We start from the raw sequence: 13,970 nt of genomic DNA, 5'->3' as shown, positions 1-13,970 counted from the left end.
GTTACTTCGCCAGCTGCTCGGCGATGCCCGTGTAGGTCGCGGGGGTCAGCGCGAGCAGTCGCTGCTTCGCGGCATCCCCGATCTCCAGCTTCTGCACGAACTCCGCGAGGTCCACAGCGCCGACGCGGTGGCCGCGGGTGAGCTCCTTGAGCAGCGCGTACGGGTCCTGGATCGTGGAGCGCCCGGCGACGACCTCCGCGCGGATCACGGTCTGGATGGCCTCGGCGAGCACCTCCCAGTTCACGTCGAGGTCGGCGAGCAGCACGTCGCGCGACAGCGAGATCGCGTTCAGGCCTCGGCGCAGGTTGTCGAGCGCGAGCAGCGAGTGCCCGAACGCGACGCCGATGTTGCGCTGCGTCGTGGAGTCGGTGAGGTCGCGCTGCAGGCGGCTCGTGACCAGGGTCTGGCCGAGCGAGGCGAGCAGGGCGCCCGAGATCTCCAGGTTCGCCTCGGCGTTCTCGAAGCGGATCGGGTTGATCTTGTGCGGCATCGTCGAGGAGCCGGTGGCGCCGGCGACGGGGATCTGCGCGAAGTAGCCCAGCGAGATGTAGGTCCAGATGTCGGTGGCGAGGTTGTGCAGGATGCCGCCGGCGTGACGCACGCGGTCGTACAGCTCGACCTGCCAGTCGTGCGACTCGATCTGCGTCGTGAGGATGTTGAAGCCCAGCCCCAGGCCCTCGATGTACTCCCGCGCGATGGTCGGCCAGTCGGCGTCGGGGTCGGCGGCGAGATGCGCCGACCACGTGCCGGTCGCGCCGGAGAACTTGGCGAGGTAGTCGGATGCCGCGATCTGGCCCCGAACGCGCTCCAGGCGCCACGCGAAGACCGCGAGCTCCTTGCCCATGGTCGAGGGGGTCGCCGGCTGTCCGTGCGTACGGGAGAGCATCGCGGCATCCGCGTGCTCGACGGCCAGCTCGCGGAGCGTGGTGATGATCGTGTCGAGCGCGGGGAGCCAGACCTCCTCGACCGCGCGCTTGACGGTGAGCGCGTAGGAGGCGGAGTTGATGTCCTCGCTCGTGCAGGCGAAGTGGGTGAGCTCGGCGATGCGGTCGAGTCCGAGCGTCGAGAGACGATCGCGCACCAGGTACTCGATGGCCTTCACATCGTGCTGCGTGACGGCCTCCTTCTCGGCGAGCCAGTCGATCTCGGCCTGGCCGAAGTCGCGGTAGAGGGCGCGCAGGCGCTCCTTGTCGGCATCCGACAGGGGAGAGGTCTCGAACAGCGAGCGGTCGGTGAGGGCGATCAGCCACTCCACCTCGACCTCGACCCGTGCGCGGTTCAGGCCCGCCTCGGAGAGGAAGTCGGCGAGACCGGTGACGGCGCCGCGGTAGCGGCCGTCGAGGGGGCTCAGGGGCTGGGGCGGGAGCGAGGGCTGGAAAGTCAGGGGAGTCCTCCTGATCGGGCCCCTATGCTCGGGGCGTGCGAGGGGCGCGAAGGGCCGGTTCGAGCTGGCGGAACAGGCCGCGCGTCGCCGCCTCAATCATACCGAGCACGGCATCGAACATCTCCGTGCCGGCGTAGTAGGGGTCGGGCACGTCCTGGGTCGAGGCGTCAGGGTCGAACGCGAGCAGCAGCGTGACCTTGCCCTCCTCGTCTTCATCGTGCGCCCACTCGCGGAGGATGCGCTCATGGGTGCGGTCGAGCGCCACGACCAGGTCGTTGTCGGCGAAGGATGCGGTCGTGAACTGCTTCGCTCGGTGCTGCGAGCCGTCGTAGCCGCGGCGGGTGAGGGAGTCGATCGTGCGCTGATCGGCCCTTTCCCCGAGGTGCCAGTCGCCCGTTCCCGCGCTGCGCGAGACGATCCGCGACCCCAGACCCTGGCGCTCTGCGAGATCGCGGAAGACGACCTCCGCCATCGGGGAGCGGCAGATGTTCCCCGTGCACACGAAGATCACGCGGAAGGGATCCGGGGATGTCACCGTTCCATTCTGCCGGTCTCCGGCTCATCCCGCAGTCTCATCCTCCACATTCAGTCTCTGGATCGACCTGTCCACCGTCGTCGCCGTTCCGCGGATCGCGGCCCTGCACGTCGATCACGGATCGTGGATGCTGGCCGCATGTACGCATTCGCCATCGCAGACACCGGCGGCTCAGAGGCGGCCTGGGCCCTGATCCTCGCCGGTCACGCCGTCGACGAGGCCGTCCAGGCGCTGGATGCCGTCGGGGCCGCACTTGACCCGCTGATCGCCGACACCGAGTGGGAGTCCGAGGGTGTGCGGGCCCTCCGACGCGAGCTCCTCGGCTATCGCGACGGCGCGGCGGCGGAGGTCGCGCGTCTGCACGAGAGGTCTCGGGAGATGGAGAGGGCGCTGGCATCGTGAGCGGCGGGATGGAGATCGACCACGGCGGAGCGATCTGCGTCGACCCCGAGTCGCTGCGGGAGGTCGCGGCGCGGCTGGCGGCGCTCGCGACGGACATCGACGGAGCGCGCTCCTCGATCATGCGGGCCCATCGCATCATCGTCGACGCCCCTGGGGCGGGCGAGCAGGTCGACACCGTGGCGCTCTGGGCGAGTGGAGAGCGCGCGGAGGAACTGCGGTCTGAGTGCGATTCGGCCGTGATCGGGATCAGGCTGATGGCCGATGTCTACGAGTACGTCGAGCTGCAGGCAGAGGCCGACGCGCTGGCGCTCGCCCACGACGCCGGGGCCGATGTGCTGCGCCGGAGGATGGAGCGGCTCGCCGACGGAGACGCCCGCATCCCCGACATGGCGACTCTGCTCGTGCAGGGCTGGAAGGACGAGCGGTTCCGGGGGCTCGACAGTCAGTTCAACCTCGGCGGGCTGCTGGCGCCGCTGTTCCTCGGGGCCGGCGCGGTCGGCGCCACGGGCCTCGGGGTGATCCCGGCGGGGTCGCGCCTCACGGGCACGGCCGATCCCGTCTCGGTGACGCCCGTGCGCACCTCCTCGCCGTCGGGCGCGCCCGCCGGGGCCGCCGATGCCCTCCGCAGGATGCCGAGTGCGGCGGGCGCGCAGGTCGCCGTCGAGAAGTACACGATGCCCGGAGGGGAGGCGAGGTATGTGACCTACCTCTCAGGCACGCAGAACGCCTGGCCGCAGTCGCTGCTCGGCGGGAAGGAGCCGTGGGACATGAAGTCCAACCGGGAGCTCTACACGGGCCGGCGGTCATCGTCCTATCAGGCGACGCTCGACGCGCTTGCGGCGGCCGGAGCGAAGCCGGGCGATGAGGTCGACGTCGTCGCCCACTCGCAGTCGGGCATGATCGCCGCGCACCTCGCGATGGAGTCGGACTACGACGTGAAGGTGCAGATCACCGCGGGGAGTCCGGTCGAGCCCGCTCTCGACGACGATCAGACCATCGTCCAGTTCCGGCACACGGACGACCTCGTCTCGAGTCTCGCGGGTGGCGGTTCCCCCGGGGGCACGGGCTCGGCCGACAGCGTCACCGTCACGCGCGAGGGCGACCCGCGCGACGGCATCCAGGACGCGGGGCTGGAGACCCATCAGCTCCGCACCTACATCGAGACGGCGGAGATGGCCGATGCCTCCGGCGACCCGCGGATCGAGGCGCTCGGCGAGTTCTGGGCAGACCTCGACGAGGCCGTCGAGGTCGAGCGGACCGAGTACCGGGCGACGCGGGACTGATCGATGGCGCACACGAGAGGAGCGCGCCGACCGGTCAGGGCGGGGGAGTCAGTCGCGGCGGGACTTCTTGGTCTGCGGGCGGAGGATGAAGCCGAAGACGCCGTTGATGACCGAGATGATGAGCGCGGCGAGCACGCCCCACCAGAAGTCCCCGACGGTGAGACCCCAGCCGAATCCGCTCGTGATCCACGCCGTGAGCCACAGGAGGAACCCGTTGATCACGAAGCCGATCAGGCCGAACGTGATGATGTAGAGCGGGAACGCGACGATCTTCACGATCGTGCCGATGATCGTGTTCACGAGGGCGAAGATCGCCGCCACCGCGAGCAGGGTCAGCACGAGCTGCAGGGTCTCGCCGGGCGCGAAGGCCTTGATCTGCACCTGCAGCGCGGGGATCAGCGTCACCACCCACAGGGCGAAGGCGTTCACGACGACACGGATGATGAAGCGCATAGTCCCTCCAGTCTCACACGAGGACGCCGAGATGTCAGCGGGGTGCCTCAGCGGTCGTGGCATGGACAGCGGCACTCGGCATTCTCCGGGGAGGTAGTCGGAGACCGATCGCACCACGGATCTCGACACGTGCGGTTAGCGTAAGGCCATGGATCCCGAGCAGACGACACAGGTGGAGTTGTACACGACACCGGATGGGGTGACGAACGTCGAGGTGCGCACTGACGGGACGACCGTGTGGCTGACCCGACAGCAACTCGCCTCCCTCTTCGGCCGTGACGTCAAGACCATCGGCAAGCATGTCGTCAACGCGTCGAGGGAAGAGCTCGAGGGGATTCCAACTGTCGCAAGATTTGCGACAGTTGGAATCGAAGGGGCTCATGATCGCGCTCATCACGCGGATGATCGCTGAATCCCTAGACTCGTGACCGTGACCGACCCGATCCTGCCCCGCATCCGTCCCGCCATCGCCGCCCTCGCGCCGTACCGCCAGGGCAAGCAGGCCGGCCCCGACGCGTACAAGCTGTCGAGCAACGAGAACCCCTTCGAGCCGCTGCCGTCGGTCCTCGACGCGCTCCAGCACACGACGCCGATCAACCGCTACCCCGACGCCACCGCCGGACGCCTGCGCGAGCGCCTCGGCATCCGCTTCAGCGTCGACCCGAACCAGGTCCACGTCGCCGCCGGAAGCGTCTCGATCCTGCACCAGCTCATCCTCGCCACGGCATCCGTCGGCGATGAGGTCATCTACGCGTGGCGCTCCTTCGAGGCCTACCCGAGCCTTCCTCTGGTCGCGGGGGCGACCGGTGTCCAGGTCCCGCTGACCGCCGACTTCCGCCATGACCTCGACGCGATGGCGGATGCCGTCACCGACCGCACCCGCGCGATCATCCTCTGCACGCCGAACAACCCGACGGGGCCGATCATCACGAGCGACGAGTTCGCGAACTTCGTCGCCCGCGTCCCCGGAGACGTCCTCATCGTCCTCGACGAGGCGTACGCGGAGTTCGTCACCGCCCCCGGCGCGGTCGACGGACTCGCCGAGCGCGTCTTCGAGCGGCACCCCAACGTCGTCGTGCTGCGCACCTTCTCCAAGGCGTACGGTCTCGCGGGGCTGCGCATCGGCTACGCGATCGGCAACGAGAAGGTGCTCGACGCCGCCCGCAGCACCGGCATCCCCCTCTCCGTGACCTCCGCGGCCGAGAACGCCGCCATCGCCAGCCTCGACGCCGAGCCCGAGCTCCTCGCCCGCGTCGCCGAGATCGTCGAACGCCGCACGCGCCTCGTCGAGCGTCTCCGCGCCCAGGGGTGGGACGTGCCAGACGCTCAGGGCAACTTCGTCTGGCTGCCGACGGGCGAGCGGACGGATGCCGTGGCCGCGCTCTTCCTCCAGAACGATCTCGTCGTCCGGCCGTTCCCCGGCGACGGCATCCGCATCTCCGTGGGCGAGGAGGGCTCCATCACCCGAGTCCTCGACGTCGCCGCGACAGCCCTCTGACCGGGGATTCTTCGGGTTCCCGACAGATACAAGGGCGTCCTAGGTATGCGTGCCGGGGCATGCGGGCGCGGGTAGCGTAAGAGCCGTGACTACCTCCGAGACCCCCCTCGTGCGCGTCCTCGACGCGACCGGACGGTTCGCCCCGTCGGATGCCGCCGAGCGCTACCTCCCGCTGATCGAGAAGATCAGCGATGCGGAGCTCGAGCAGTTCTACCGTGACATGGTCGTCATCCGGGCCATCGACACCCAGGCGACGAACCTGCAGCGTCAGGGCCAGCTGGCGCTGTGGCCGCCGAGCCGCGGTCAGGAGGCGGCCCAGGTCGGCTCCGGTCGCGCCGCCCGCGCGCAGGACACGATCTTCCCGTCGTACCGCGAGCACGCCGTCACCCGCATCCGCGGCGTCGATCCGGTCGACATCATCAAGCTCATGCGCGGCGTCTCGCACGGCGGCTGGGACCCGACCGACCCGAAGAACGGCAACACCCGGCTCTACACCCTCGTGCTCGGCTCGCAGGTGCTGCACGCCGCGGGCTACGCGATGGGCCTCTCCTTCGACGGCCGCACCGGCACGGGAGACCCCGAGCGCGACGAAGCGGTCATCGTCTACTACGGCGACGGCGCGTCCAGCCAGGGTGACGTGCACGAGGCGATGGTCTTCGCCGCCAGCTACCAGGCCCCGACGGTGTTCTTCCTGCAGAACAACCACTGGGCGATCTCGGTGCCGGTGTCGACCCAGTCGCGGGTGCCTCTCGTCGAGCGCAGCGCCGGCTACGGCATCCCCAGCGTCCGCGTCGACGGCAACGACGTCCTCGCCAGCTACGCCGTCTCGCGCGTGGCCCTCGACGAGGCCCGCGCCGGCGGCGGACCCCGCGCGATCGAAGCCGTGACCTACCGGCTCGGCGCGCACACCACCAGCGACGACCCCACGAAGTACCGCGGCTCCGAAGAGGAGCAGTCGTGGGCCGAGCGCGACCCGATCGTGCGGATGCGCGCGTTCCTGGAGAACCGCGGAGCCTCGGCGGAGTTCTTCGCCGACGTGGACGCCGAGGGCGCCGACGCCGCGGAGGACCTCAGGGCGCGCACCGTGGAGCTGGGCCCGCCCAGCGCCGACAAGATCTTCGACCACGTCTACAGCGAGCCGCATCCGCTGATCGCCGAGCAGAAGGCGTGGCGCGCCAGGTACGAGGCGTCGTTCGACGGAGGCCAGTCGTGAGCGGAATTCGGACGGATGCCGTTTTCTCGGACGATCCGTGCCGCAGCATCCGATATTCCTGCAATCGTCCGAATTCCGCGAAGGGGCACCAGGCATGACTCTCGAGACGATGCCGTTCAGCAAGGCCCTGAACGCGGGGCTCCGCGCGGCCATGGAGAATGACGACCGGGTCCTGCTCATGGGCGAGGACATCGGCAAGCTCGGCGGTGTCTTCCGCGTGACGGAGCACCTGCAGCGCGACTTCGGCGACCGCCGCGTGCTCGACACCCCGCTCGCCGAGTCGGGGATCGTCGGCACCGCGATCGGACTCGCCATGACCGGGTTCCGGCCCGTCATCGAGATCCAGTTCGACGGCTTCGTGTTCCCGGCGTTCGACCAGATCACCACGCAGCTCGCGAAGCTCACGAACCGGCACGAGGGCAGGCTCTCGCTCCCGATCGTGATCCGCATCCCCTACGGCGGGCACATCGGCGCGGTCGAGCACCACCAGGAGAGCCCCGAGGCGTACTTCACGCACACCCCGGGTCTGCGTGTGGTGTCGCCGTCGACGCCGAACGACGCGTACTGGATGATCCAGGAGGCGATCGCCTCGAACGATCCCGTGATCTTCATGGAGCCGAAGAGCCGCTACTGGACCAAGGGCGAGGTGGCGCTCGACGCGTCGTCGGTGCCGCTGCACTCGTCGCGCGTCGTGCGCACCGGCACCGACGTCACGCTCGTCGGCCACGGCGCCATGGTCACGACCCTGCTGCAGGCCGCCGCGCTCGCCGAGGCCGAGGGCACCAGCTGCGAGGTCGTCGACGTGCGCTCGCTGTCGCCCATCGACTACGAGCCGATCCTCGACTCGGTGCGCAAGACCGGCCGCATGGTCTACGCCCAGGAGGCGCAGGGCTTCACGAGTCTCGGCAGCGAGGTCGCCGCGACCGTGATGGAGCGGGCGTTCTACGCGCTGGAGGCTCCCGTGCTGCGGGTGTCGGGCTACGACACCCCGTTCCCCCCGGCGAAGCTCGAGGGCGCGTACCTCCCGGATGCCGACCGCATCCTCGAGGCCGTCGACCGTTCGCTGGCCTACTGATGTACAACTGGTCGTTGAGCGAGCGAAGCGAGACGAAACGCACCCGGCAGACGCCGCATTTCGTCTCGTCGCTTCGCTCCTCGCTCAATGACCGGGATGGAAAGGACTCGAAATGAGCACGCAGAACTTCACCCTCCCCGACGTCGGCGAAGGCCTCACTGAGGCCGAGATCGTCGCCTGGAAGGTCGCCCCCGGCGACGCCGTCGCGATCAACGACGTCATCTGCGAGATCGAGACGGCCAAGTCGCTCGTCGAGCTCCCGTCCCCGCACGCGGGGGTCGTCGGCGAGCTGCTCGTCGCCGAGGGGGCGACGGTCGAGGTCGGCACCCCGATCATCAGCTTCGTGACGGATGCCGCTCCCGCTGCGCCCGCGGCCCCTGCTGCTCCGGCAGCTGAGGAAGGCGGCGGCTCCGTGCTCGTCGGCTACGGCTCTGGCGGCGGCGCCACGTCGCGCCGCAAGCGCCCGGCCGAGCGTCCGGTGCGGTCGTCGGTCGGCGTGATCGCGAAGCCGCCGATCCGCAAGCTCGCCCGCGACCTCGGCGTCGACCTCACGACGGTCACCCCGACGGGAGCCGACGGTGAGGTCACCCGCGACGACGTGATGAAGCACGCCTCGCAGGCGAGCGTGTTCCGCAACATCGAGACGCCCGAGTGGGGCGCCGTCCGTGAGGAGACCGTACCCGCCCCGCAGAGCGCGCCGGTGGGTCTCGCCCGAGGTCTCGCTCCGGCTCCGGCATCCGCGCCGCACGCCGACGAGCCGGGTCGCACCGAGTCCATCCCGGTCAAGGGCGTCCGCAAGGCGACCTCCTCGGCCATGGTGCAGAGCGCCTACTCGGCCCCGCACGTGACGGTGTGGAAGGAGATCGACGCGAGCCGCACGATGGAGCTCGTCAAGCGGCTCAAGGCCTCCCCGGACTACGCCGACATCCGCGTCTCGCCGCTGCTCATCATGGCGCGCGCCGTGATCTGGGCGGCCCGCCGCACCCCGATGGTGAACGCGGCGTGGGTCGAGACCGAGAACGGCGCCGAGATCGTCGTGCGCCACTACGTGAACCTCGGCATCGCCGCGGCCACCCCGCGGGGACTCCTCGTGCCGAACATCAAGGATGCGCAGGACCTCGGCATGAAGGATCTCGCCCGTGCCCTGAACCGCCTCACCCTCACCGCGCGCGAGGGCAAGACCAGCCCCGCCGACCAGCAGGGCGGAACCATCACGATCACCAACATCGGCGTGTTCGGGATGGATGCCGGCACCCCGATCATCAACCCCGGTGAGGCCGGCATCGTCGCCATGGGCACGATCAGCCAGAAGCCGTGGGTCGTCGACGGCGAGGTGCGCCCCCGCTGGGTGACCACGGTCGCCGGCTCGTTCGACCACCGCGTGATCGACGGCGACGGCATGAGCCGCTTCATCGCCGACGTGGCGAGCGTGCTGGAGGAGCCCGCGCTGCTCGTCGACTGAGGTCGGCCGTTCAGGTCGGACGCCGCGCCGTCGGAAAACGGAGACCGACCTGCTTATCTCCGGCGTGTCGTGGCGTGCAACGCCGGGGCGGATCGAGTTCGTCTCTGTCTTCCCACCGAGCCACCGCGCCCGGGATGCCGGATGCCGGGGCTACCCGCGCGCCAGCCGCCGTTCGGCCAGCAGCGGCACGGCGCGCTGCCGCGCCGCACGCCGCGCCGTCGCGACGGCGCCGAGCGAGACCACCTCGGCCCCGAGCGACGAGGCGAGCAGTTCGGGGGCGGGGAGGTGCAGCTGTGACGGCAGCACGGCGCGGGCGGCGGCCAGCACAGGCTCGATGCTCTCGGCGACGGCGCCGCAGATGATGACGCGGGCGGGGTCGTACATGCTGCCGAGCACGCCGACGATGCGGGCGACGGTCTCGCCCAGCTGGCCGGCGATGAGCAGGGCGTCGGCGTCGCCCGCGGCGGCGAGGTTCAGGACGAGGCGGGGGTCGATCCGCTCGGCGTCGGCGAGCCGGCCGATCGGGCTGCCGGCGTCGACCTCTCCGGTGTCCACGGCGGCGAGCAGCTGATGGTGCAGCGCCGGCCCGAGGCCGAACGCCGAGCCGACCCCGATGATGTGATCGAACACGACGCCCTCGCCGACGCCGCCGTGGGCGCCGTGCAGCAGGTGGCCGTCGACCACCACGCCGCCGCCGAAGCGCTCGCCGGCGAGCAGGGCGACGTAGTCCCGGCATCCGATCGCCGCGCCCTGCGCGCCCTCGGCGACGGCGGCGAGCAGGGCGTCGTTCTTGATCTCGACGACCGGCGCCCAGTCGCGCAGCGCTGCGGCGAGCCCCGGGTTCGTACGCTCCCAGAACCCCTCCGGATGCGGGGGTGAGATGCCGTCTCGGGTGACGGGGGCGGCGACGCCGACGCAGATCGCGAGGAGATCGTCGCGGGTGCGACCGGCTTCGGAGAGGGCGTCCTGGAGGCGTTCGAGGATGATCGCCAGACGCTCCGCCGGTGTCTCCTCGGGGTCGACATCGGTGCGGTGCTGCACGAGCGTCGTCTGCAGCGGGTCGGCGACGGTGACGGCGAGGTGCGTGTCTCCCGCATCGATGCCCACGACGACGCCCAGATCGGGCATCAGGGCGAAGCGCCGCGCCGGCCGCCCCGCGCGGTAGGCGCCGACCGCGCGGGCGTTCGGGAGCTCGCGCAGGATCTGCCCGCTGACCAGGGTGTCCACGGCGTCGATCGCGGTGGATCGGGTGAGCGAGGTGGCCGCCATGACCTCGGTCGCGGTGAACTCGCCGGCGGTCCAGGCGAAGTCGAGGACGGCCCCGACGCTCGCGCGTCCGGTGCCCAGATCTGCAGAAACTTCTGTCACGGCTCTTGACCTGCCCTCTTCTCCAATGAGAGAGTACCGTCCGACGAAGTAAATTCGCTCACTAGATTTAGTCTACGGATCTACCAATCGGAAGGACGACGGTGTCTGTGAAACCCCAACGACTCGCGGCCGGTGCGACAGCGCTGATCATGATCGGCGCCGCACTCACGGGCTGCGCCGCGGGAGACGGTCGCGAGACCATCCGCTTCACCTTCAGCAAACGCGAAGCGATCGAGTTCATGACGAACCTCGTGGCCGAGTACAACGCATCGCAGAGCGACGTGCGCGTCGAGATCGACACCTCGGGCGTCGACGTGGTCTCGGCCAGCTTCGTGCGCGGCAACCCGCCCGACATCATGCTCGCCAACTACAACTTCGAGATCGCCCGGTTCGTGCAGCGCTGCGCGCTCACCGATCTCGCCGGGACGGATGCCGCGGCATCCGTCCGCGACGACCTCCAGCCCCTCATGGACCAGTACGGCTCGTGCGCCGGACGCACCAGCGCCCTGCCGTACTCGGTGATGGCGGCATCCGTCATCTACAACAAGGAGATCTTCGCCGCCCAGGGCATCGAGGTCCCGCGCACGTGGGACGAGCTCATCGCGGCGTGCGACCAGCTCAAGGCCGCGGGAATCACCCCGTTCTACGCGACCTTCAAGGACGACTGGACCGTCGGGCAGGGCTGGTACGACTACTCCCTCGGCGGCTCGATCGACGTGATCGACTTCTTCGACGGCATGAACGCCGAGGGCGCCGACGTCGGACCCGACTCGACCGTGTCCTTCCAGAACGACTTCGCCGAGCCGATGGACAGGATGCTCCAGCTGACGAAGGACTACGTCAACGAGGACGCACCCAGCCGCGGCTACGGCGACGGCAACCTCGCCTTCTCGAAGGGCGAGGCCGCGATGTACCTGCAGGGTCCGTGGGCGTTCAGCGAGATCGCGAAGACGGCCCCCGACCTGCAGCTGGGCACGTTCCCGCTGCCGATGACCGACGACCCCGACGACCTCGCCGTGCGCGTCAACATGGACCTCGCCGCCATGATCCCCGAGGGGTCGCGGCACCAGGAGGCCGCACGCGACTTCCTGGAGTTCCTGTACGAGCCGCAGAACATCGAGGCCTACAACGAGTCCCAGCTCGGCTTCACACCGACGAAGGATGCTCCGGCACCGAGCGATCCGCGCATCGCCGGGATGATCGACTACTACGACGACGGCCGGATCTACCAGGGTCCGTCTGTGCTCGTCCCGAAGACGATCCCCGTCTTCAACTACGCCCAGGCGATGGTGCTCGGCGCAGACCCGAACACGACACTCCGCACGATGGATGCCGACTGGGCGCGCGTCGCCTTCCGCGCGCCGGTCGTGAAGACCGAGACAGAGGAGTCCGGCGAATGAGCACCACGACCACGATCGTCACCTCGGGCGACCGCACCGTACGGCGCAGCTCGCGCCGCGTCGAGCCGATCTACTACCTGTTCCTGCTGCCGACGCTGCTGCTGTTCACGCTCGCGATCACGCTGCCCGGGGTCATCGGCATCTTCTTCAGCTTCACCGACTCGATCGGCATCGGCGACTGGAGCTTCAACGGGCTCACGAACTACATCGCCGTCTTCAGCGACCCGGCGATCCTGCAGAGCTATCTGTTCACGTTCGGCTTCTCGATCGCGACGGTCATCGTCGTCAACATCGTGGCGTTCCTGCTCGCGGTGGGGCTGACATCCCGCATCCGCTTCAAGACGGGGCTGCGCACGGTGTTCGTGATCCCGATGGTGATCTCGGGCATCATCATCGCCTACGTCTTCAACTTCCTGTTCTCGAACTCGCTCCCTGCGGCCGGCGCGGCCACCGGCATCCCGTGGCTGGAGACGAGCCTGCTCGCCAACCCCGACCTCGCCTGGGTGGCCATCGTGATCGTGACCGCGTGGCAGGCGGTCCCCGGCACCCTGCTGATCTACATCGCCGGTCTCCTGTCAGTGCCCGGCGAGGTCTACGAGGCCGCGTCGATCGACGGCGCCAACAAGACCCAGCAGCTCACCCGCATCACCGTGCCGCTCGTCGCGGGGTACGTGGTGATCAACATCATCCTCGGATTCAAGGGCTTCCTGAACGCCTACGACATCATCGTCGGCCTCACCAACGGCGGCCCAGGCACCTCCACCCGCAGCGTCGCCATGACGATCATCGCGGGCTTCAACGGCGGCGACTACGCCTACCAGATGGCCAACGCGACCATCTTCTTCATCGTCGCCATCCTCATCTCCCTGCTCCAGCTCTCGATGACCCGCGGAAGGAACGCACTCTGATGTCGACGCAGACACTCACCACCGTCACCGCCTCCGGCCGCAAACCCCGCATCAGGATGGAGAGGGTCAACTGGTCGGGAACGATCATCCTGATCCTGTGCGCGGTCACCGTGCTCCTGCCGCTGTACGTGACCATCTCGATGGCGTTCAAGACAACCTCCCAGGCCGTCGACGGCAACGCCTTCTCCCTGCCGGCGCCCTTCAGCATCGAAGGGTTCGTCGCCGCCTGGAACCTCACGAAGTTCCCCGTCGGCGCCGGCATCTCGCTGCTCGTCACCGCCGGCACCGTCGTCGCGACCATCCTCCTCGCCGCGCTCGCCTCCTACGCGATCGTGCGCAACTGGGATCGGAAGCTCTTCCGGTACTCGTTCTTCTACCTGCTCGCGGCGATGTTCATCCCGTTCCCCGTCGTGGCCCTCCCGCAGATCCAGCTCACCGGACGCGTGGGACTCGACAACCCGTTCGGCGTGATCATCCTCGCCACGATGTTCCAGCTCAGCTTCAGCGTGCTGCTGTTCACGGCGTTCCTGCGATCGATCCCCATGGAGCTCGAGGAGAGCGCCCGCATCGACGGCGCGACGACGTGGCAGACGTTCTGGAAGCTGATCTTCCCGCTGCTCGCGCCGATGAGCGCCACGGTCGGCATCTTCGCCTTCCTGTACGCCTGGAACGACTTCATGATGCCGTCGCTGATCATCTCCGATCCCGCGCTGCAGACCCTTCCGGTGCGGCAGAACCTGTTCCAGACTCAGTTCAGCAACAACTACAACGTGTCCTTCGCCTCGTACCTGATGGCGATGGCCCCGGCGATCCTCGCCTACCTGTTCACGCAGCGCTTCGTCATGGAGGGCGTGACCCAGGGCGCCGTCAAGGGCTGAGGTCGCGAGGACAGCCGCAGACCTCACCGCGTTTCGTCTCGCTTCGCTCGCTCAACGACCGGGGCGGGGAGGCCACCGGTCGTTGAGCGAGGAGCGAAGCGACGAGACGAA

At 69.0% G+C, this 13,970-nt stretch carries 14 protein-coding genes; 10 read left to right on the top strand and 4 right to left on the bottom strand.

Annotated features, from left to right (window positions below; all coding sequences use genetic code 11):
* Position 1 precedes the first annotated feature (1 nt).
* On the bottom strand, positions 2 to 1,384 hold the full coding sequence (purB, locus tag ACFY5A_RS04505; protein ID WP_387235889.1) for an adenylosuccinate lyase: 1,383 nt from the start codon (positions 1,382 to 1,384) through the stop codon (positions 2 to 4).
* 22 nt (positions 1,385 to 1,406) lie between these two features.
* Positions 1,407 to 1,856, bottom strand: a complete 450-nt coding sequence (locus ACFY5A_RS04500) for a low molecular weight protein-tyrosine-phosphatase (protein ID WP_258132734.1) — start codon at positions 1,854 to 1,856, stop codon at positions 1,407 to 1,409.
* Between the two features lie 201 nt (positions 1,857 to 2,057).
* Between ACFY5A_RS04500 and ACFY5A_RS04495 the strand changes: the two genes are divergently transcribed.
* On the top strand, positions 2,058 to 2,321 hold the full coding sequence (locus ACFY5A_RS04495; protein ID WP_105677264.1) for a hypothetical protein: 264 nt from the start codon (positions 2,058 to 2,060) through the stop codon (positions 2,319 to 2,321).
* 8 nt (positions 2,322 to 2,329) lie between these two features.
* Positions 2,330 to 3,604, top strand: coding sequence for a hypothetical protein (locus ACFY5A_RS04490; RefSeq protein WP_387232034.1), 1,275 nt, complete (start codon positions 2,330 to 2,332; stop codon positions 3,602 to 3,604).
* Between the two features lie 48 nt (positions 3,605 to 3,652).
* On the opposite strand, the gene ACFY5A_RS04485 is transcribed toward ACFY5A_RS04490, so the two are convergent.
* A complete protein-coding gene (locus ACFY5A_RS04485; protein WP_105677266.1) occupies positions 3,653 to 4,057 on the bottom strand; it encodes a phage holin family protein in 405 nt (134 codons plus the stop codon).
* A gap of 148 nt (positions 4,058 to 4,205) precedes the next feature.
* Between ACFY5A_RS04485 and ACFY5A_RS04480 the strand changes: the two genes are divergently transcribed.
* The 5 genes from ACFY5A_RS04480 (at position 4,206) to ACFY5A_RS04460 (ending at position 9,305) form a co-directional block, all read left to right on the top strand.
* Positions 4,206 to 4,469 (top strand): hypothetical protein, encoded by a 264-nt coding sequence (locus tag ACFY5A_RS04480; RefSeq protein ID WP_387232033.1) that lies wholly within the window; start codon positions 4,206 to 4,208, stop codon positions 4,467 to 4,469.
* A gap of 18 nt (positions 4,470 to 4,487) precedes the next feature.
* Positions 4,488 to 5,555 carry a histidinol-phosphate transaminase gene (locus ACFY5A_RS04475; RefSeq protein ID WP_387232031.1) on the top strand — a complete coding sequence of 356 codons (1,068 nt, stop codon included), beginning with the start codon at positions 4,488 to 4,490 and terminating at the stop codon, positions 5,553 to 5,555.
* Between the two features lie 85 nt (positions 5,556 to 5,640).
* Positions 5,641 to 6,768 (top strand): pyruvate dehydrogenase (acetyl-transferring) E1 component subunit alpha, encoded by a 1,128-nt coding sequence (gene pdhA / locus ACFY5A_RS04470; protein ID WP_387232029.1) that lies wholly within the window; start codon positions 5,641 to 5,643, stop codon positions 6,766 to 6,768.
* A 94-nt stretch (positions 6,769 to 6,862) separates the two neighbouring features.
* On the top strand, positions 6,863 to 7,843 hold the full coding sequence (locus ACFY5A_RS04465) for an alpha-ketoacid dehydrogenase subunit beta (RefSeq protein ID WP_387232027.1): 981 nt from the start codon (positions 6,863 to 6,865) through the stop codon (positions 7,841 to 7,843).
* A gap of 112 nt (positions 7,844 to 7,955) precedes the next feature.
* A complete protein-coding gene (locus tag ACFY5A_RS04460) occupies positions 7,956 to 9,305 on the top strand; it encodes a dihydrolipoamide acetyltransferase family protein (protein ID WP_387232025.1) in 1,350 nt (449 codons plus the stop codon).
* 150 nt (positions 9,306 to 9,455) lie between these two features.
* Here ACFY5A_RS04460 and ACFY5A_RS04455 read toward each other — a convergent pair whose 3' ends face one another.
* Entirely contained in the window at positions 9,456 to 10,673 is a 1,218-nt protein-coding gene (locus ACFY5A_RS04455) for an ROK family protein (protein WP_387232023.1), read from the bottom strand.
* A gap of 149 nt (positions 10,674 to 10,822) precedes the next feature.
* On the opposite strand from ACFY5A_RS04455, the gene ACFY5A_RS04450 reads away from it, so the two are divergent.
* Genes ACFY5A_RS04450 through ACFY5A_RS04440 form a run of 3 tightly spaced genes read left to right on the top strand, consistent with a single transcriptional unit; the run spans position 10,823 to position 13,859 of the window.
* Positions 10,823 to 12,073, top strand: a complete 1,251-nt coding sequence (locus ACFY5A_RS04450) for an ABC transporter substrate-binding protein (RefSeq protein ID WP_387235886.1) — start codon at positions 10,823 to 10,825, stop codon at positions 12,071 to 12,073.
* Positions 12,070 to 12,981 carry a carbohydrate ABC transporter permease gene (locus tag ACFY5A_RS04445; RefSeq protein ID WP_105677273.1) on the top strand — a complete coding sequence of 304 codons (912 nt, stop codon included), beginning with the start codon at positions 12,070 to 12,072 and terminating at the stop codon, positions 12,979 to 12,981. The genes ACFY5A_RS04450 and ACFY5A_RS04445 overlap by 4 nt, the downstream gene beginning before the upstream one ends.
* Positions 12,981 to 13,859, top strand: coding sequence for a carbohydrate ABC transporter permease (locus ACFY5A_RS04440; RefSeq protein ID WP_105677274.1), 879 nt, complete (start codon positions 12,981 to 12,983; stop codon positions 13,857 to 13,859). Before ACFY5A_RS04445 ends, ACFY5A_RS04440 begins: the two co-directional genes overlap by 1 nt.
* Positions 13,860 to 13,970: the final 111 nt, after the last annotated feature.

Origin of the sequence: Microbacterium sp. NPDC012755 (assembly GCF_042901325.1) — a bacterium.
Taxonomy (GTDB): domain Bacteria; phylum Actinomycetota; class Actinomycetes; order Actinomycetales; family Microbacteriaceae; genus Microbacterium; species Microbacterium natoriense.
This window is presented reverse-complemented; position numbering and strand designations above follow the sequence as displayed.

Bases quoted from the DNA above. Each gene is read 5' to 3' on its own strand.
- ACFY5A_RS04500 (WP_258132734.1), bottom strand. From the start codon at position 1,856: ATGGCGGAGGTCGTCTTCCGCGATCTCGCAGAGCGCCAGGGTCTGGGG.
- ACFY5A_RS04495 (WP_105677264.1), top strand. From the start codon at position 2,058: ATGTACGCATTCGCCATCGCAGACACCGGCGGCTCAGAGGCGGCCTGG.
- ACFY5A_RS04490 (WP_387232034.1), top strand. From the start codon at position 2,330: ATGGAGATCGACCACGGCGGAGCGATCTGCGTCGACCCCGAGTCGCTG.
- ACFY5A_RS04485 (WP_105677266.1), bottom strand. From the start codon at position 4,057: ATGCGCTTCATCATCCGTGTCGTCGTGAACGCCTTCGCCCTGTGGGTG.
- ACFY5A_RS04480 (WP_387232033.1), top strand. From the start codon at position 4,206: ATGGATCCCGAGCAGACGACACAGGTGGAGTTGTACACGACACCGGAT.
- ACFY5A_RS04465 (WP_387232027.1), top strand. From the start codon at position 6,863: ATGACTCTCGAGACGATGCCGTTCAGCAAGGCCCTGAACGCGGGGCTC.
- ACFY5A_RS04460 (WP_387232025.1), top strand. From the start codon at position 7,956: ATGAGCACGCAGAACTTCACCCTCCCCGACGTCGGCGAAGGCCTCACT.
- ACFY5A_RS04450 (WP_387235886.1), top strand. From the start codon at position 10,823: ATGATCGGCGCCGCACTCACGGGCTGCGCCGCGGGAGACGGTCGCGAG.
- ACFY5A_RS04445 (WP_105677273.1), top strand. From the start codon at position 12,070: ATGAGCACCACGACCACGATCGTCACCTCGGGCGACCGCACCGTACGG.
- ACFY5A_RS04440 (WP_105677274.1), top strand. From the start codon at position 12,981: ATGTCGACGCAGACACTCACCACCGTCACCGCCTCCGGCCGCAAACCC.